Here is a 19,645-nt window from a genome sequence, read left to right on the forward strand (position 1 = left end):
AATAACAATGACTCAATGGAAAAATGCTTTGTCCCAAGGCCTATTGCAACACGCTCTAGAGCAATTAACTGATGAAATTAAAGCAACACCTAAAGATGCGAGCTTGAGAAGTTCCTTCATTGAGCTTCTTTGCATTGATGGGGACTTCGAGCGTGCGGACGCTCAGCTCATGCAATCGATTAAATTGTTTCCTGAGTATCTGCCTGGTGCAAGTCAGCTACGACATTTAGTGAAAGCAGCTCAAGCTAGAAAGGATTTTATCAATGGTGCGGCTAGTGCCAAAGTAATAGGTGATGAGGAATTAACTAAAGAGCTTGTTCGATTTAATCTTGCTCTCGGAAATCAAGAGTACGAAGAAGCGTCACGTCTATCGCATCGCATTGAAGAGCATCGTACTATTAAAGGGTTTAACGTAAACGGCACAAACTACGAAGATGCTAGAGATATTGATGATCGTTTAGGTGGTTACATTGAACTGTTTTCTACAGCAGGTAACTATTTTCTTGTACCCATATCGAGCATCCATACGCTAGAAGTTAAAGCACCTACTTCATTGTTAGAGAGTATTTGGCGACCTGTCGAGTTTGATATCGATGGACTTGGTGAAGGCGAAGGCCATATGCCGTTGACATATGTTGACTCAGAGACCGATGCGCAAAAGTTAGGTCGAGAAACGGATTGGAAGCAGATTGGTGAGCAAGAATCTTTTGTTGGCTTGGGTCAAAAATGTTGGTTAGTCGGTGATTCAGCGCTTCCAATCTGTGATTTGACTACATTATTAGAACAGAAACAAATAGCGTAGAAATATCATGTCTTTAACCGTTTCTCTGCTCGACAAATTGATAGATAGTGATCCTCTCACTCGAGATGAGAAAGACTTCCCTGCAAGCCAGCAACAGATGTTGAGCAGCTTACTTAGAGATCTAGAGTCGATGCTGAATAGTCGTATTGGATGGAAAAACATTCCTGATGATCTTTTAGAGGTTCGTTATTCAATATTGAATTATGGGCTGCCAGATTTTTCCTCAATGCCCTATAGCAGCCAAGAAGGGCAGAATCAGCTTTGCGACATCGTTCATGATGCAATTAAAGAGTTTGAGCCGAGGTTAAGGAACCCTCATGTCCAGATTTCAGACGAGAAAAACGCTATTGATAGGGTATTGAGGTTACAGATAAATGCCACTTGCTTAATTGATAACAGTATTCATGAAGTGCGATTCAATTCTGAAGTAGAGCCGGTAAATTTAGGTATGAAACTGAGTAGAGCAAAATGAGTGAAGAGTTTCTCAAGTACTATAATCGCGAGTTAGCTTATTTGCGTCACAAAGGGCAAGAATTTGGGGAGCAGTATCCTAAGATTGCTGCGAGACTTCGTATTAGTGAGGAACAGGTTGACGATCCGCACGTAGAAAGATTGTTAGAAGGCTGCGCATTTCTAACAGCAAGGATTAGACAAAGCTTAGACAATAGTTACCCTCAATTTACAGAGTCTTTGATGGGACAGTTATATCCTGATTTTCACGCCCCAATCCCGTCAATGTCAGTCATTAAAATGAGCTGTTCTAACTCCACTTCCTCTTATTTTGATGTAGAAGAAGGCGAGCGAGTTGTTATCGGTGCTCCTGGATATCATGAGTGCGAGTTTAGAACTTGTTATCCGGTCAGAATGTATCCTGTTGATGTGACCTCTGGCGTTTTTAAAAATGCGCCTTTCAAGCCAGTTGGCTCGCGATGGGAAAGCAATGCTCATTCAGTTTTGAAAGTACAGCTCACGGCTCAAGATGAAGAGACTCCTCTTGGTGAAATGGGGGCAGAACGGCTGCGCTTCTATTTAAACGGTCAATCTCAATTGACTTTTAAGCTCTACCAAATGCTGTTTCAAAACCTAATTGGTTTATCTGTTGTTGTGGATGGCAAAGAAGTTCGTCCTTTAACCAAAAGGCATCTTTCTGAAGTGGGATTTTCAGAAGATGAGAAAGTTGTGCCATACAGTAAAAGAAGCTTTTCAGGAGCAAGATTACTTGTTGAGTATTTGCACTTTCCTGAGAAGTTTATGTTCTTTGATATCACCGAACTTGGATTATCTGAGCTAGATCTTGGAGAGCAATTCGAACTGTATTTTTACTTTGATACCAACGATGACTGGCTTCCAAAGCAAGTGGACGAAGAAAGCTTAATGGTAGGTTGTGTGCCTGTAATCAACTTATTTAAAAGTATTATGGAGCCTAAGCGTATTCTACCAACTGAATACGATTACCACTTGTCTCCGCAATACCAAGAAGCTGAAAGTAATGAGGTTGTCTCAATTTCTGACGTAACGTTGAGAAATTGGAACAAAACGTACCACAATTTGCCATGTTATCACGCTGGTGAGCACACGCATTATACGAACACTAGTGAGATTTATTGGTTGATGAGACGTGAGGATAAGAACTGGGCTGGTGGGTATGATGAGCCAGGTAGAGAAACTTACATTTCTTTTGTTGATAAAAAACATCAATTGTTCAGCCCGGATAGCCGGGAAAACTGGTTAATGTACGTGGAAGCTGAGTGCTGTAACCGCAACTTAGCGCAGAAACTTCCATTTGGAGGTGGGCTGCCGCAAGTATCTTTACCGGAGGTAAATGACAATTTCGAATCTGTTCGTTGTTTAGTCTCTTTATCAGAAACTATTCGGCCAGAAATGGATGAAAGCACACGATGGCAGTTAACTAAGCTTTTAACTTTAAACCATTTTACCGAGGAAGATGGTTTAGCAACTTTGAAGCAGACCCTTAATCTCTATGCATTTTCTGGGACAGCAGAAACGAAAGCGGTAATCGATGCTTTAACTAAGTTAGAGTTTGAGCCTACTACAGGAAGAATTAGTCAGAAAGGCAAAGTTGGATTTGCGCACGGTATAAAAGTTATTTTGACGGTTTCTGATCAAATTTTACCTAAAGAGCAGATCTTTCTCTTAGGTAGTGTTTTATCTGTTTACTTCTCGCAATATGCTGAAATTAACATTTTTACGCAGTTAGAAATAAGACTTAAGTCCACGGGAAAGTTTTTCCACCTATGGCCCGCATTAACTGGCGATAAGGTGTTGCTATGAGCGCGGAACAATTTTATCGAGAATTAAAGCAACATCCATTGTTTGAAGCGATTCATCTTATTGAACACGAAGTTCTGCAAGCAGAGGCGCAAATAGGAACAGATGCGTTACCGAAGCATGAAAAGCTAAACTTAAAGGTTAATCCATCATTAGGTTTTGAAAATGCTCAGCTTTGTGAACTGAAAAATATAGATGACAGCAAGTTAGAGATTGAGACCAATTTAATAGGCCTAACGGGTGAGCAAGGTGTGCTTCCCCAGCACTATAGTGAATTAGCTTTACATCGCCAAAAAGAAGGCGATACGGCTATGGTGGACTTCTACGATATTTTCAATCATCGCTTATTATCTCTTTATTATCGATGTTGGCAACTGAGTCAGCTGACAGTTCAATCTCGTGCGCATGCGCAGGGCGCGCGTTCGCCGTTAGAAAGCTGTAAATCGGCATTAACTGGGGAAGGGAGTTCACTGTCCCTGCACTATGGTGGTGTGTTTGCTTCACCAATGAGAAGTAAAGGTGGACTAAAAAGTATTCTTGAATGTTTATCTGGATGCCAAGTAAAAGTTCATGAATTTCAAGGACAATGGCTACACCTTACGAAAGAAGAGCAAACACGCCTTGCATCCCGAACTATGCCTGAAGGGCAGTTTGCTCAACTTGGTTTAGGAGCTTCTTTGGGTTCGAAAGCATGGAATATCAACGCGGGGACAACAATAGAATTTCTGCCAAAAGATAAACAGCTAGTTAGTAAATTGCTTCCTAACCAACCCAATATAGAAATCATTAAGAACGCTGCTTATGAGTTGATTGGAAAACATAAACAACTGAAGTGGCAGCTCACCACCAAACATAGTTTGCTACCACAAGCTTGTTTATCGAAACAGCAGGGGCAGTTAGGTATTGGTTCTGTGCTTAAAAAACACGAACGTACAAAAGATCGAACTATAACAATTACTATTTAAAGGAAATGTAATGGCTTCACTCTCACTTTCAGCGTTGGTCGAAAGATTGTCTCCTCAGGCTAAGGAAACACTTGAACAGGCAGCTGCGATGGCAAGCTCCCGAACTCATCACAGTATTGAAATGTTTCACTGGTTAATGATGATTATCCGCCATCCTGACGATATTTACTCTGAAGTTTTTGACGAATTTGATGTCGATAAAATCAAGGTTGAAACCGATATTCAAAAGGCATTAGAAAAATACAAAACAGGATGCCAGTCGGTGCCTGGGCTATCAGCTCATACGGTGACTGTTATGCAAAATGCCTTGTTATCTGCAACCATTGAATTCAATCAAGAACAGTTGGGGTGCATCCATCTTTTATTTGCCTACTTGTCTGATGATACGTTAGTCAACATGGCTGGTTCGATTAGTCCTGAACTAAACAAGATAGAACCATCTCGCTTATTGAACTTTAAAGAAAGTAATGCGCCTCAATCAAGATCGAATGACTTAGCGCAGTCAAACGCGAATTCCGCCTTGAATCAATTTACAACAGACCTTACTGAGCAAGCTAGGGAAGGTAAAATAGATCCGGTGATTGGCAGAGATAATGAAATTCGCCTAATGATCGATATTTTATTAAGACGCCGACAAAACAACCCGATTCTTACGGGAGAAGCTGGTGTTGGAAAAACAGCCGTTGTTGAAGGTTTGGCGCAAAAGATCATTGATGGCGATGTACCTCCCGCTCTGCAAAATGTGGCAATTAAGTCTCTGGATTTGGCGTTACTGCAAGCCGGTGCAGGCATGAAAGGTGAGTTTGAAAACAGGCTTAAGAACCTTGTGAAGGAAGTAAACGACGCTCCACAGCCTATTATATTGTTTATTGATGAAGCTCATGGCCTAATTGGCGGTGGTGGGCAAGCGGGCCAAGGTGATGCGGCGAATATTCTGAAGCCAGCATTGGCGAGAGGCGAACTCAGAACGATCGCGGCAACAACGTGGGCAGAGTATAAAAAGTATTTTGAAAAAGATGCAGCTTTAACTAGGCGTTTTCAAGTCGTAAAGGTTGATGAGCCAGCCCCTGAGCTCGCGATCGAAATGTTACGAGGCTTACTTGATGTAATGGCACAACACCACGATGTTCATATCACTAACCAAGCTCTCAATGCAGCGGTCCAACTCTCAGCTCGATACATTAATGGTCGTCAACTGCCAGATAAGGCGGTTTCTGTTTTGGATACGGCCTGTTCTCGAGTTGCGTTAAGTCAGTCATCTACACCGGGAGGTCTAGATGCGAAAAGAAACAAACTTAAAGCAAAGCAAGCTGAGTATGAGCATCTTAGCCAAGAGAATCGATTAGGAGCATCTCTTGATGTGCAGCTCCAAGGTGTCCGAAAAGAGATTGATGCGCTATCTAATGACATTATTGAATTAGAGGTACTTTGGGAAAAAGAAAAAGAATGGGTAAGTGAAGCTAAGTCACTTAGAACCCAAATAATCCAGGAGGGTTCTGAAACTGCTAGAGACAAGTTACAAGAGCTTGAAAATAACCTTTCCGCTAACTCACAGCCGTTAGTTTTTTCGCATGTAAATGAAGCGCTAATCGCAGAAGTTATTTCGGATTGGACCGGTATACCGCTGGGTAAACTTCAGGATGATGAAATCCAAGCAGTATTGGGTTTGAAAGAAAGTTTGTGTAAGCGAGTTGTCGGGCAGGATCACGCTTTAGAGCTCATGTCTGAAGTGATAAAAACCGCGAGTGCGCAGCTCACGGATGAGACACGACCAAATGGTGTATTTCTCCTAACCGGACCAAGCGGAGTGGGTAAAACCGAATCGGCTTTGGCGATTGCAGAGAAAGTGTATGGTAGTGAAGAAAATGTCACGACTATCAATATGTCGGAATTTAAGGAAGAGCATAAAGTCTCATTGCTATTAGGTTCTCCTCCTGGTTATGTCGGTTATGGAGAAGGAGGTGTACTGACTGAAGCTGTTAGACGTAAACCTTATAGTGTAATTCTCCTCGATGAAATGGAAAAAGCGCACCCTGGTGTTCAAGATATTTTTTATCAGGTATTTGATAAAGGCTCAATTAAAGACGGTGAAGGTCGAGATATAGACTTTAAAAACACTATTATTATTATGACCGCGAACACAGGGACCGAAACGACGATGTCTTTGTATTCTGATCCTGACTTAGCTCCTGAGCCGTCAGCACTAAAAGATGCTTTACGCGATGATTTGTTGGTTGACTTTAAACCAGCATTTTTAGGGCGTGTGAATGTATTACCTTATTTGCCTCTATCAAGAAAAGTATTGATAGAAATAACAAAATTAAAGTTGGATAAAATTACGACTCGTATTCGTAAGCACTATAACGCTGACCTGTTTTTTGATGAGGAACTAATTAATGATATTGTAGACAATAGCAATGAGTCTGGGAGTGGTGCGCGTGTGGTACAAACAACCATAGAAAATACATTGCTTCCGAAGATTTCTCATGAAATATTGCATGCAATTCTTAATGATAAGACGTTTGATGAAATTATTGTTAAAGGTACAACTAGTGGACTTGATGTCTCAATAGTTTAACATCCTTTACACTCTCAATAATAATTGGGAGTTGGTTCATATTAACTATTATTTTTTATAAAAAACGCTTAAATTAAATCTTATTTAAAGATATAACAGGGCGTATTTAAAATGAAGTTTTTGATACATTAATCACTAATTATCACCAAACGTCAGATAATTAAATTATTACGATATATGTCAATTAATAATGCTATAGGAGATTAGCATGCAGTCTAATACGTATCTTAAATACGCAGATATTAAGGGTGAGGCAACAGCCGAGCAATACAAAGATTTGATTACACTACTATCTGTAGATTGGAGTGTAGGTCGTGAGATCTCATCATACACTGGTACAGCGATGGACCGTGAAGCGAGCGCTACTCGTCTATATGATTTGACTATCACTAAACTTCAAGACCGTTCTTCTCCTGACTTATTTAAAGAAGCGACGATTGGTAAAGGTAAACCAGCGGTTTTCCATATTACTAAGCAGGGTGAGAAGGTTGAAGAGATCATGAAGATCGAACTGACTGATGCGATGATTTCTAACTACTCAGTTTCTATCCAAGACGATCGTCCAGTTGAAACTATCACAATTTCTTACACAGAAATGATGATGACAGTGACTCCTACTGACGATAAGAACAACACTTCTGCTCCATTGGTATACGGCTACAGCGGTGTTAAAGGTCAACAAATGTAATTTTCATGCGGGGGAGTATTCCTCCGCATTTTTTTGAAAGAAGTATTTAATGAAAAGAGCAACTCAAGATAACAATTTCATCCGAATTTCTTCGCCATTCGGTAAAGATGCCATCATACTAAACTCGTTTGAGTATAGAGAAGAGATCTCAGAACTTTTTTCATTGCGTGCTAAAGCTTACTTTAATGATCAACGAAGTGAGTTAAACGAAATTATTGGTAAGGAAGTTACCATTACCCTTGAAAATAATGAGGATGTTTCTTCAAATCCTCGTTATATGCATGGTTATGTTTCTGCTGCAAGATTAGAAGGGAAAAGGGTTTCTAATACACATAAAGGCGAAAATTATAAAAACATAGAATTATTAATAGAGCCTAAATTACGTTTCGCTGAATATCGAAAAAATTGCAGAATATTTCAGCATAAAGATATAAAGGAAATTATCTCTGAAGTACTATCGGAGCATAGTGTTGCCTTTAGTTTTGAGTTAACCAAGTCCTATCCTAAATACACATACAAAGTACAATATGAAGAATCAGATCTTGAATTTGTTCGACGTCTGTTATCGGAGGAGGGGCTATCATTTTGTTTTACACATACTAAGTCTGCCCATACGCTCAATATTTTTGATGACATCAGTTTTTATAAGCCGGGTACTGAGTTTTTAGTCGATTTTGATACAGGTACGGCGAAATCTAGCCACATTTCTTCTTGGCATGAAACGCAAATTCTGACTACTAAAGCGAGTCAAAAGTCAGGCTATAACATGCTCAAGCCTTCTTCGAATCCTAAAAATACTGCAAAGGGTGAAAGTGATTTTTTTACAGTACCTGGAAGCGAGTATTTTGAATACATGGGTGAAATGGAGAGCAATGATCAATACGCACTGAGAAACACGCATGCAATAGAAGCACTACAGCAAAATGCATATTTGTGTCGTGGCGAGGCTACGTGCAGAACATTCAGTGTGGGCAAGTGCTTCAAGTTTAAAAAGCATGAAGATAAATCTCGAGTCGGCAAAGAATATGTACTGTCTTCTGTTTTTTTGTCTGCTGCTGTTTATAACCAGACTGGTCAAGGTGGGACCGGTGCGCAAGGTGTCAAAGTCTCGTTTAGTTGTGTTGACTCAAAGACAATCCTGCGTCCTTCAGTTAACTACCCGAAACCTCAGATGAAAGGTTTGCAAACCGCAGTAGTTACGGGGAACAAAGATGGTGAAATTTACATAGACAAACATGGCCGTATCAAAGTTCAGTTTCACTGGGACCGTGTTGGTAAATACGATGTAAATAGTTCATGTTGGATTCGTGTTGCGCAAAATATTGCAGGTAACGGATGGGGGTCGGTGTTTCACCCTAGAGTCGGACAAGAGGTCATCGTCGAGTTTGTTAACGGAGACCCTGATCAACCAATCGTTACGGGGTCACTATATAACGGTAGTCAACTCCCTCCTTACGCTTTACCAGAGCAAAGTTCTCAGAGTGGTTATAAATCACGCTCTGTACAAAAAGGTACATCCAATTTTAATGAGTTGCGCTTCGATGATAAGCCTGGTGAAGAGCACATTTATCTTCATGCTGAAAAACTGTTCCAAATGCTAGTTGAAGACTGTGTTGATATCGCCGTTGAAAACAGTAAAACCGAAAAAGTGACCAATGATGTTAATCAAGAGGTTGGTCAGAACGCGAGCTTGAAAGTAGGTAAAAACTTTTCGAATGAAACGGGTGAAGTACTGTCTTTTAATGCAGGAAAGAGCGTCGAGATCAAAGTAGGTGGTGCTTCTATTCAGATGTCTAGCTCTGGAGAAATCAATATCAAAGGTAATAAAATATCCATTAACGGCTCAGCTATTGCTCTTAAAGCTGGGCAAATTTCATTGAACTAAGGTGATTTAAAGTGGGTAAACCAGCCGCAATTTTGGGCAGCTTTCATCTTTGCCCTAAAAAAACAGGAAAGATACCGCATGTCGGTGGTCCCGTCGTTGTTGGTTCACCAAACGTAACGATTGGCGGTATACCTGCGGCAAGACAAGGCGACAAGCTTATTTGTATCGGTCCTCCGGATAGTATCTCAGCAGGTTCTTCTAGCGTAACAATCAACGGTAAACCAGCCGCGAGAGTCGGCGATTCAACGTCTCATGGTGGCAAAATTCTATCTGGTATGCCTACGGTTTTAATCGGAGGCTAGATGCCACTGGCATTTCAAACGCATCTTCTATCTTTTAATGGCCGTTCACACACCGTTCGCGAGATAGCTGATGATTCTTTTAGATTGTCCGAGGAAATCCGACCCCCTGACTTTGCTAAATCAATAGATGAGCATATATTAAGCCTCGTGCGCTCTGAGCGCGAGAGTCTTGAGCAAGCTGATATCAAGGGGAATCTCTGTGTTCTTTTACCATCTTCGGTAGACAAAAGTTTGCTTAAAGCATTGATAAGCGAGCTTTCTATTTTCGTTGACCAAACTGTCAATACTGAAATTTACTTTTATCCTTATGGCCAAGCTGCATTTTTGATGGCACTAAATCGGATAAATCGTGAAGTTAATGAAACGCAAGCGACTTGGATACTGGCTATAGAGGTTACGAGTGATGTAGAAGGGCATGTCAAACCTCAAAGCTCTATCATTTTAACCAAGTGTTTTTTTCGACATTCAGGTCTTGTGCCTGATGTTGTTCGAATTGATTTAGATGCCAAACAACAACGCATCGCCGTGGACAAGGTGTTTAAGCAATTAGGAGTAAGTTGTGAACATCCACTTAGTCAATTGTATTTATCCGTTAATAAGGAAGAACCGCAATGGTTAAACTCAATGCAATTCTTGTCTCCGTGGGTGACCGATCAAACTCAGTATCAATTTGTTGATATCAAACTTGGCGGATTGGGTGCATGTGGCGGCGTTTTAAAAGCGTTAGTGATTGATGAGCTTCAAAGAAGCAGCCCCTGCCCAGACTTTCACGTGTTGCAAGCGGACATCGAGTCAGATGGCTATGCGGTAGGAGTAATATACAATTGGCGTAGTGAATAGGTCTGGCTATTGCTTTTCCTTCTAGTAGTAGCTGAGGTTTTAGTGATGCAAATGTTATGGGGGATTGACTCGAAACTGGCCCTTTAATGATGTTTGGACAATGACTAGGCGCAGCTTGCTTTTCAAAATAGCTTTGCTCACCGCGTTTTTACAGTGTTCTTCTCGCTTTCTGATTAAATAGCCAGCCATAGAACACAAACCACATGAAAAGCTGTTCGACTCAAGATATCCTTACCGAAATAAAATAACTTGAGTTTTGGCTTGTTCGAGATCCCACCCGTGACGCATTCCTTTTTATAAACGGTACATGGACTCTGACAGAAGCAAGCCTACTCATAGAATTGGCGGAAAGTGAATTCGAATGAAGTTTATCCACACCTCAGATTGGCATCTTGGTCGACAATTCCACAACGTATCACTACTCGAAGATCAACAAGCAGTACTCGAACAACTGATTAACTATATTGAACGCAACCCCGTCGATGCAGTTGTAGTGGCGGGAGATATCTATGACCGTTCGGTGCCACCAACGGTTGCAATAGAACTGTTAAATCGAGTCGTGAAACGCATTTGTACCGAGTTAGAAACACCAATGATATTGATATCTGGCAACCATGATGGTGCAGAAAGGTTAGGTTTCGGCTCAGAGCAAATGAAAAATGCAGGTCTCCATATTGTTAGCAACTTTGAAGATATGCTCACTCCCATCATCATAAAAACGGACTCTGCGGATGAGGTCGCGTTTTATGGTATGCCTTATAACGACCCTGAACAGGTCAGGTTTGCCTACAAAGCCTCGGTATCCACTCATGATGAGGCTCATCAATTGCTTGTTGAGCAAATTAAAGAGCGCTTTATCTCTACGCAAAAGCGCGTGCTCGTGAGTCATTGTTTTGTTGATGGGGCCATCGAGTCAGACTCTGAACGACCATTATCTATTGGTGGCTCTGATCGCGTGAGTCATGAACACTTCTTAGATTTTGACTACGTCGCACTTGGTCATTTGCATCAGCCTCAAAAGAAAGGCGCAGAGCATATCCGCTACTCTGGCTCACTCATGAAGTATAGCTTTGGTGAACAGAACCAGAGAAAAGGTTTCACGTTAGTTGAACTGGACAAGAAAGGATTTGTTTCTGCAGAGCATATTGATCTTACGGCTCCTCATGAAATGCGCATTGTAGAGGGCGAGCTGGATAAAGTTATTGATCAAGGCAAAACAGACCCTAAGAATGAAGATTATTTGTTAGTTCGTTTGATGGATAAACATGCGATTTTAAACCCAATGGAAAAACTTCGTTCAGTGTATCCAAACGTTTTACACCTTGAGAAACCTGGCATGTTAATTGGGGTAGAGCAGGAAATGGCGCAAGCAAAGTTGGCGCGAAGCGAAATTGATATGTTCCGAGATTTTTTTATTGAGGCGCAAGATAGCCAGTTGTCTAAAGAGCAAGAGCAAGCTGTTACTGACATTATTAAGCAATTATCACAGCAATAGGGACCAAAGATGAAACCAATTAAACTTACCATGCAAGCCTTTGGTCCGTTTACAAAAACCGAAGTCATTGACTTTGAAAAGCTTGGCCGTAACCCTCTGTTTTTGATTAATGGTCCTACAGGCTCAGGTAAAACGTCGATCTTAGATGCCATTTGCTTCGCCCTTTATGGTGAAACCACAGGTAATGAGCGACAAGGTATTCAGATGCGGTGTGACTTATCCGCGCAAGATTTACCAACCGAAGTAGTTCTCGAATTTTCGTTACACGGCAAACAATACCGAGTTGTTCGATCCCCTGAGCAGGAAGCGCCCAAGGCCCGTGGTGAAGGGATGACGATTAAAAAGCACACTGCGGCTCTTTATGAACTCGGTGAGACTGAAACGCTTATCACCAGCAAGACGACTCAGGTTAAAACTGAAGTTAGCAATATTATTGGCTTGAATGAAACTCAATTTCGTCAAGTTATGGTGTTGCCTCAAGGAAAATTCCGAGAACTGTTGCTTGCTAGCTCTAAAGAGCGTGAAGAAATTTTTGGCCAGCTCTTTCAAACTGACATATATAAAAAAATTGAGTACGCGCTCAAAGATAAAGCGAGTGCAATTAGTAAAGCGAAAGGCGAATTTGATAATCAAATTCGAGGTGCTTTACAAGTTGCAGAAGCGAGTTCTGAACAAGAACTATTACAACAACTGGAACAAGTAACTAAGCAATTAGAGTCTGATAAAAAGAATGAGCAAGCAGCGTTAGATAAGCTCAATACTGCTAAATCTGAATTGCAAAAAGCGGAAACCTTGAATGGAGAGTTTTCGAAACGAGAGCAAGCAGAAAGCGCACTCAAGCTGCATCTAGAACACTCAGATTCGATAAAAGCTCGTCAACAGCAATTAGAAAACGCTAAAAATGCCAATAAGATAGAGTTGCCCTATATCTCATTACAAAATGCAAAAGCTCAAACGCAAGAGCTTGGGCAAAAAATCGTAGCTTTGAAAGAGAGTCTCGAAAAAGCTCATGTCGTTGCGAGAGAACAAGAAAACTTGCAGCAAAGTGCAAAAGAGGCCGCGGCAAAGGTCCCGCAGTTAACGCAACTGCAGTATCAGCTTGAAAGTACGAAAAACAAGTTGGTCGAGAAAGACAATTTGGAAAGTAAAATAACGGCGGGTTATCAACAAAAACAACAATTTGAAGCAACGTTAAAACAGTACATAGAACTAAAAGATAAGTTAACGTTACAGGCCCAGCAGGGACAGAAGGAGCTAGAGAAAGCACGAGTTGATGTTGCGCTTATTGGAAGCATCGATGCGGAAATAAAACAAAAACAACGGCTGCTACAGGATCTAAAAAAGCTGCATGATCTTACTTTAGAGCTCTCTAAACTCAATGCGCTAACTGTAGGTAAGCAGCAGTCACTAAACGAAGCCAGTCAGCGCTATATGCAGTGTCAACAAGACGCTGATACGATAGAGCTTAAGTGGCACAACGCTCAAGCAGCAGTATTAGCGCAGCGACTAAAAGCAGGTGAAGCATGCCCGGTGTGTGGTAGCGAAACGCATCCTAACCCCGCAACGTTTGTTGAAGAAGCCGTGACAAAAGAGCAAGTTCAGGCGGCTAGAGCGAAAGAGCGAGAAGCTCAAACCTTGTTGAACCAACTAAGCAATCAGCTAGAACAACATAACGTTGTCATTAGTCAGTATCAGAATCAGTGTAACCAGTTGAAAGAGGAGTTGGGTGAGTATGCTACATCTGAGATCTCGACGGTTCAAAATGATTTGCAAGCGCTTAATGCTCAACTCCTACGTCTACAAGCTATTGATATTGAAAAAATAGAAAGGAACGTTGAACAGCTTAATCAACGCTGCGTCGTGGGTGAAAATAAAATTCATGAGTTACAGAATAAAATTGCGGCAGATGAATCAACCGTTGAAGCGAACCAAGAACAATTGGCTCAATTACAAGCTTCTATTGACCCAAAATACAGTTCCGCTGACTTGCTTGAACGTGAAATTTTGCTGACAAAAGAGCAAATTCTGAGTTTGAACACAGGCTTAGAAAAGGCGCAAACCGCTTTGCAGCAAGCGATATTGGAGAAATCAAATGCGGAAAGTCACTTAGCGACGAACAAGCAGTGGTTATCTGAGTCAGAGCAAAAACTTAGCCAAGCAGAATTAGCGTGGAATGAGGCACTACAGGCGAGTAAATTTGAGGATGAAAGCCATTATCTAAGTAGTCGAGTGGGAGATGATGAACTTCAAGCCTGGCAGCAAGAAATAGACAGCTTCAAACAGGCACAAACCAAGCTTGAGCAAACACTACATGATTTAAATCATGCATTGAAAGATCTTGAAAGGCCTAATTTAGAGTTGTTTAATGACAGGTTAACCACTCTGCAGGCGCAATATATTGAAGTAAGGAATCAACTTGATACCACACGCTCAATATTTGAACGTCTTGAAAAGGTTCGTAAAGATATTGCCGTGTTGCATGAGAAAAATAGTAAGTTAGAAGAAGAATACAAAGTCTTTGGTACGTTGTACGACGTTGCTAGTGGTAAAACAGGCAGCAGGGTTAGCCTACATCGCTTTGTTCTTGGTGTACTGTTGGATGATGTGCTGATTCAGGCCTCCCAACGTTTAAGCCTTATGAGTAAAGGGCGCTATATTCTTGCTCGAAAAACAGAGGGCTTCAAAGGTGCTGCGGGTCGCGGCTTAGATTTAATGGTTGAAGATGGCTACACAGGAAAAACGCGTGATGTTGCGACACTTTCCGGCGGTGAATCATTTATGGCAGCGCTTGCTCTGGCACTTGGTTTGTCGGATGTTGTGCAATCCTATAGTGGCGGTATTCGTTTAGACACTTTATTTATTGATGAGGGCTTCGGTAGTTTAGACCCAGAGTCTTTAGATCTTGCTATTCAAACGCTAGTGGACCTGCAACAGACTGGGCGCATGATCGGTGTTATTTCTCACGTTTCTGAGTTGAAAGAACAAATGGCGCAGAGGATTGATGTAGAACCATCAAGACTTGGTTCAACGGTGTCGATTAAATCTCAATGTCGCTTCGCTGTCTAATTCAGTGACTACTGTTAGATCAAAAAGCCCCTAATGTTGGGGCTTTCTGACTAAGTCGCTACTGTTCGCAAAAGTGGCCTTCTTTTGGCGATTGGGTAATCGCATATTCGCCATCGAGGTTGCGATAAACAATCGTGTTCCAAACAGAGCCATCATCCAATTCAAACTCAATAGCATAGTTGACGCCGCTAACGATTTGCGCGTGAACATTCAGTATTTGTTTAAACGACGCTATTGTGTCCATTTTCTTTAAAACAAAGGCCATTGCCTTTTTTGCATCAGGGGTCGCGTTAAACTCATTCCACCCACCTGGCATGTTTCCTTGTGCATTACATACATCTGCCGAGGTCGTTAATTGTGTCGTTGCGCTCGGCTTTTCCTGCTGACAACCTGCAAGTAACACCAAAAGTGCACAAACTGACACTGTTTTTAATTTCATAACAATAACCTCTGTCTATAACGCAACGTATTATAGGAGGGTGATATGCCTACGAATGTCTATGTTGTGCAAAGTTTCTATATGCATAGGGTTAAATGCTGACAAAATGTACAAGCATGGTCAGCTTGTAAGTCAAAAATAGAGCAATCTTGTTATCGATTTGCTGAGATGACGAGGTTTCGGTGTTCAGCGCGCTATTGATGATGAAGAATTGTGATGTGTACCTATTAGGGCGATGGTGCGGCTTAGTGATCGATTTGTTATCTTCTAGAGTAAAATCAATCACTAATTAAAATTTAGGTGTTGTATGAAATCGATAAAAATATTTTTACTTTTGTCACTTGCAACTTTATTTGGTTGTACCTCGAAGCCGGATGGGGTGGAACCCGTCAATAATTTCGATTTAGAGCCATATCTAGGTAAGTGGTACGAAATTGCACGCCTAGACCATTCATTTGAGCGAGGCTTATCCAACGTTACCGCTGAGTATCAGGTTCGCGAGGATGGTGGGGTTAAGGTGATAAACCGTGGATATTCCGAAGAAGAGCGACAGTGGTCAGAAGCTGAAGGCAAAGCTTATTTTGTTGAAGATAAAACGGTTGGACACTTAAAGGTTTCCTTTTTTGGGCCAATATACTCTTCTTACATTGTTTTTGAGCTAGGTGAAAACTATAACTATGCGTTTGTTTCCGGTTACAACCACGACTATTTGTGGCTATTGTCTAGAACGCCTAACGTTGATGAGAAAGTAGTGGAGCGCTTTAAGTACGTAGCTAAAGAGAAAGGTTTCGCTATAGACGAGCTCATTTTTGTTGAACAAGAGAAACAAAGACAGCTTTAAGTTCATCAGCGTGGCTGAAAAAGCGGACAGAGGGGAAGCTTCCTAATTAAGAGCTCAGTTTGTCATTTCGCTTAACAGTAATTTGTTACCGCGTAACTTAATGTGGTCAAAATGGATATAGCCCCATCATTTGTGATTACTCGTGATGGGGCTTATATAAATTTGAGTGAGCGTCGAAAGGTTGATCTATCAACAAACGGTTATGGTTTACTTAATCAAACGAACGATCAGGGAGCCTGGTGCTCGAATAGATTCAACATTGTGGCTAAGTACTGTGCCGCTTGTTGGGGCGGTGTAGCGTTTAATCTCAGCGCCAAAGCTGTCGTATTGAATCGCAAGAAGTTGACCTTGCTCGACAAAATCCATCAAACTAACATGAGGCAGTACAAAGCCGCCGTGTGTCGCTTTCACACTGATGATTTCGTTTCCTTCCAAGCATGACGTAATAGTGTCCACATCACCTTCAACAATGTTATGCTCTTTCAGCACATTAAAAATGCCTGTTACAGTTCGACTGATGAGCTCTTGCTCGGTGTATCGCCCCATACCTACTTCAACTGTAATGCTTGGGACACCGTGGTTATTCCAAACCGTTTCAAGGACGCCAGCATCTCCAGGATCATTTAAAATCGCATCAGGATTAATGAGACGAGCCATTTCTAATGATTGCTCGATTCGGAAATCTGCAAACACGTAAAGCGGATAGGCCGCACCACTGGTTTGAGTGTGAAGGTCAATGGCTAAATCAGCATTTGGTTTGAGCAAATCATTCCACAATGCATATAAGTAGCGTTGGGCTTCATTGCCGTTTTGGTCACCAGGAAAAAAGCGGTTTAAGTTTGCAGGAGACGCATCAGGGTCTGCGGAATAGAAATCACGGCTGTGGTTTAGCATACCTGGCATGTTAACGGTTGGAACAATAGTGACAGTACCAGCGACTTCAGTGCCGATGAGCTCTCGAGCAGTTTGCTGCGCTGCTAACACACCATTGTACTCATCACCATGAACCCCTGCGGTAATCATGATTTTCTTGCCAGGTTTTTCACCTTTGAACACTAGCACAGGTAGGTGTTGCCACTGAGAGAGAGCATTCGTTGCGATGCGAAACCAAAACTTATGCTCGCCCGAATTTAGGTCTGCTACATTGAGAGATTGAATCACTTGATGACCTTGAATCACGTCATCGAGAAATTGTGTTGCCATTAAAGTTACCACTCCAAAACCATGAGCTAATCTAAAACCTTAGCGTCGTCATACCATGAATATTAATAAGGCGAGAACATGTCTCGCCTTAATTACCAATTGGCTTCGTTTTACGCAAAACCCATAATATGAGCTGCGATAACGACGATACTTGATAGGGTAAAGAGTAATAGAATAAATCGCCAGCAGAATTTTGCCCAGTCACCCCAGTCGATACGGCAGACACCAAGCGTTGCCATGAGAGATGCCGAAGTAGGGACGATAACGTTAGTAAAGCCATCGCCAAGTTGGAATGACAAAACTGCCACTTGGCGCGTAACTCCTGCAATGTCTGCCAGAGGGGCCAGTAGAGGCATCGTTAGTGCCGCTTGTCCGGATCCTGAAGTGACGAAGAAGTTGAAGATAGATTGGAATACATACATTAACCATGCCGCAGCCACGTCAGGAAGCCCGCTAATCACGCCGCCAGCACTGTTTAGAATTGAATTCAGTACACTCGCTTCATCAGTTGTACCACCACCAAGTATAAGCAATACACCTTTCGCACAACCCACTAATAGGGCAGGTGCAAGCATAATAGCTGCACCTTCTTTAAATGCATCAGCTGCGCAGTTTAGCGTCATACCGTTCAGGCGGAAAATCGTACCGATGATCGCGACAACAAAGCCCATAGTGAAAAATTGAGAAGCGATTTCTGGGATGTACCATGCGTTAGCGACTACGCCCCAAACGACCCACACCGTGGTCGCAATAACCGTAAGGATAACGAGTGTGTCACCTAGGTTCCAACGAGAATCTTGATTGCCAAGCTCTTGCTGACGGAAATACTGGTCTGTGCGGTGGCTGTAAGAAAGTTTAGGATTTGACTTCACACGAGCGGCGTAGATCATTGTGAAAGCGATACCGATTAACGTAAAGCTAGCCCATAACCCCATGCGCACTGTCATGCCGGATAAAACAGGTACACCCGCAATGCCTTGCGCAATAGCGACGGAGAAAGGGTTCATCCAAGAAGTAGCAAAGCCAATTTGAGTCGCAACATAGGTAACCATTACCGTAGTGATACCATCATAACCAAGGCGAACCATAAGCGGCGCGATAATAATCGCAAATGCTACGGCTTCTTCACCCATACCAAATACCGCACCGCCTAGCGAGAACAGCAAAAATAGCACTGGAATGAATAGCGCTTCGTTACCTTTGGTCTTATCGATAAGGCGCAGGATACCGTTATCGATTGTGCCTGTGCGCATTACAACGCCGAAAGCACCGCCGATAACCAACATGAACATAATCACGCCGATTGCGCTGCCCCATTTAGAGCCAGAAACTAGCCCTTCGAAAGGGAAGTTCATCAGACCAATGCCACCACCAGAAGCAAACAGGCCAACCTTGTTGTAAACCAATTCACCGTTTTCGTCGGTTGCATAAGAGAAAGAAGAAGGATCGATAACTGTGCGAGTTTTTTCTGCACCGTCGACCATGTAGGTCACCTGTTGGCTATCAAAATGACCAGCAGGAATTAAGTAGGTAAGAATCGCAGCAAGAATACCAACAATGAAGATCAAAATGAGGGTATCTGGCATCTGCCACGACTTAGGGGTAGCAACCGAGTCTGCTGGTTGCGCATGTGTGTGAGACATAACTTACTTCACGTCAAATTCAATAAAGAATGAAATATCGATAAAATAGAATAAAAAGTCAATATTAATGCTTATGTTGAACTATAAATTCATCAAATATTTGAAGTGAAGTTAATTTGATTGTTTTGTGGTCAAATGTTGGGTTAATGTTTCAATATGCGTTGAGTTTGGATGATTCACGAGCTTTCATAGTCATCTACAGGTGATCTAATTACTTGATTTCTGTCTGTTCTGCATAAAAAGCAGCGACATCACGAAGGTCTTCATCATTTAACATTTTTAACTGTGCTGCCATCATTTCTGCAAGCGGCCCTTTACGCTCACCGGCTTGATAAGATTTCATTGCATTGTAAAGGTACTGAGAATTTTGACCAGCAAGGCTTGGATAGGTGTTGTTCGTTGCGATGCCTTTAACACCGTGACAATAGACACAGCTAGGTGATTTGATTTTACCTTTATCAGCATCACCAAACGGCTCGGCATGGATAGCGGAAGAGAAAATAAAAGAGATTAGAAGTACAAACCTGAGCATGGAGGTTATCTATTCGCTAAAAATCATGGCGATACAATAAAGCTTCCCCTTAGGGGAAGCTCAATGATCAAAATCAA

The 19,645-nt window shown here is 41.9% G+C and carries 16 protein-coding genes; 12 read left to right on the plus strand and 4 right to left on the minus strand.

All coding sequences use genetic code 11. The annotated features are described in order from the left end of the window. Positions 1–7 precede the first annotated feature (7 nt). The 11 genes from R7O12_RS02450 (at position 8) to R7O12_RS02500 (ending at position 14,910) form a co-directional block, all read left to right on the plus strand. Complete coding sequence (locus tag R7O12_RS02450) at positions 8–802, plus strand: type VI secretion system accessory protein TagJ (protein WP_005375952.1); 795 nt, start codon at positions 8–10, stop codon at positions 800–802. Between the two features lie 7 nt (positions 803–809). Continuing rightward, positions 810–1,274, plus strand: a complete 465-nt coding sequence (gene tssE / locus R7O12_RS02455; protein WP_017635621.1) for a type VI secretion system baseplate subunit TssE — start codon at positions 810–812, stop codon at positions 1,272–1,274. Continuing rightward, the gene (gene tssF, locus R7O12_RS02460) at positions 1,271–3,094 is read left to right on the plus strand and encodes a type VI secretion system baseplate subunit TssF (protein WP_086047345.1); all 1,824 of its coding nucleotides are present in this window, start codon (positions 1,271–1,273) and stop codon (positions 3,092–3,094) included. Before tssE ends, tssF begins: the two co-directional genes overlap by 4 nt. Then, on the plus strand, positions 3,091–4,056 hold the full coding sequence (gene tssG, locus R7O12_RS02465; protein WP_053307731.1) for a type VI secretion system baseplate subunit TssG: 966 nt from the start codon (positions 3,091–3,093) through the stop codon (positions 4,054–4,056). Before tssF ends, tssG begins: the two co-directional genes overlap by 4 nt. A gap of 10 nt (positions 4,057–4,066) precedes the next feature. Further along, positions 4,067–6,634 (plus strand): type VI secretion system ATPase TssH, encoded by a 2,568-nt coding sequence (gene tssH / locus R7O12_RS02470; RefSeq protein WP_176311577.1) that lies wholly within the window; start codon positions 4,067–4,069, stop codon positions 6,632–6,634. Positions 6,635–6,842: 208 nt separating this feature from the next. Further along, a complete protein-coding gene (locus R7O12_RS02475; protein WP_005375967.1) occupies positions 6,843–7,322 on the plus strand; it encodes an Hcp family type VI secretion system effector in 480 nt (159 codons plus the stop codon). A 49-nt stretch (positions 7,323–7,371) separates the two neighbouring features. Next, the gene (gene tssI / locus R7O12_RS02480; protein WP_005375968.1) at positions 7,372–9,207 is read left to right on the plus strand and encodes a type VI secretion system tip protein TssI/VgrG; all 1,836 of its coding nucleotides are present in this window, start codon (positions 7,372–7,374) and stop codon (positions 9,205–9,207) included. A gap of 11 nt (positions 9,208–9,218) precedes the next feature. Continuing rightward, positions 9,219–9,509 carry a PAAR domain-containing protein gene (locus tag R7O12_RS02485; protein WP_005375969.1) on the plus strand — a complete coding sequence of 97 codons (291 nt, stop codon included), beginning with the start codon at positions 9,219–9,221 and terminating at the stop codon, positions 9,507–9,509. Then, positions 9,510–10,349 (plus strand): NAD/NADP transhydrogenase subunit beta, encoded by an 840-nt coding sequence (locus tag R7O12_RS02490; RefSeq protein WP_158173105.1) that lies wholly within the window; start codon positions 9,510–9,512, stop codon positions 10,347–10,349. 361 nt (positions 10,350–10,710) lie between these two features. Then, a complete protein-coding gene (locus R7O12_RS02495) occupies positions 10,711–11,844 on the plus strand; it encodes an exonuclease SbcCD subunit D (RefSeq protein WP_025767717.1) in 1,134 nt (377 codons plus the stop codon). Positions 11,845–11,853: 9 nt separating this feature from the next. Then, on the plus strand, positions 11,854–14,910 hold the full coding sequence (locus R7O12_RS02500) for an SMC family ATPase (protein WP_318125599.1): 3,057 nt from the start codon (positions 11,854–11,856) through the stop codon (positions 14,908–14,910). Positions 14,911–14,968: 58 nt separating this feature from the next. On the opposite strand, the gene R7O12_RS02505 is transcribed toward R7O12_RS02500, so the two are convergent. After that, positions 14,969–15,349, minus strand: a complete 381-nt coding sequence (locus R7O12_RS02505) for a cystatin family protein (protein ID WP_318125600.1) — start codon at positions 15,347–15,349, stop codon at positions 14,969–14,971. A 307-nt stretch (positions 15,350–15,656) separates the two neighbouring features. On the opposite strand from R7O12_RS02505, the gene R7O12_RS02510 reads away from it, so the two are divergent. Then, the gene (locus R7O12_RS02510; RefSeq protein ID WP_005375974.1) at positions 15,657–16,190 is read left to right on the plus strand and encodes a lipocalin family protein; all 534 of its coding nucleotides are present in this window, start codon (positions 15,657–15,659) and stop codon (positions 16,188–16,190) included. A gap of 207 nt (positions 16,191–16,397) precedes the next feature. Here the strand turns inward: R7O12_RS02510 and R7O12_RS02515 are convergent, their stop codons facing one another. The 3 genes from R7O12_RS02515 to R7O12_RS02525 form a co-directional block, all read right to left on the minus strand. Continuing rightward, on the minus strand, positions 16,398–17,393 hold the full coding sequence (locus R7O12_RS02515) for a succinylglutamate desuccinylase/aspartoacylase family protein (RefSeq protein WP_104980723.1): 996 nt from the start codon (positions 17,391–17,393) through the stop codon (positions 16,398–16,400). Positions 17,394–17,503: 110 nt separating this feature from the next. Next, positions 17,504–19,036 (minus strand): putative basic amino acid antiporter YfcC, encoded by a 1,533-nt coding sequence (gene yfcC / locus R7O12_RS02520; RefSeq protein WP_171344054.1) that lies wholly within the window; start codon positions 19,034–19,036, stop codon positions 17,504–17,506. A gap of 211 nt (positions 19,037–19,247) precedes the next feature. Beyond that, on the minus strand, positions 19,248–19,568 hold the full coding sequence (locus R7O12_RS02525) for a c-type cytochrome (RefSeq protein ID WP_005375977.1): 321 nt from the start codon (positions 19,566–19,568) through the stop codon (positions 19,248–19,250). Positions 19,569–19,645 lie beyond the last annotated feature (77 nt).

The organism is Vibrio sp. Vb1574, from assembly GCF_033338675.1.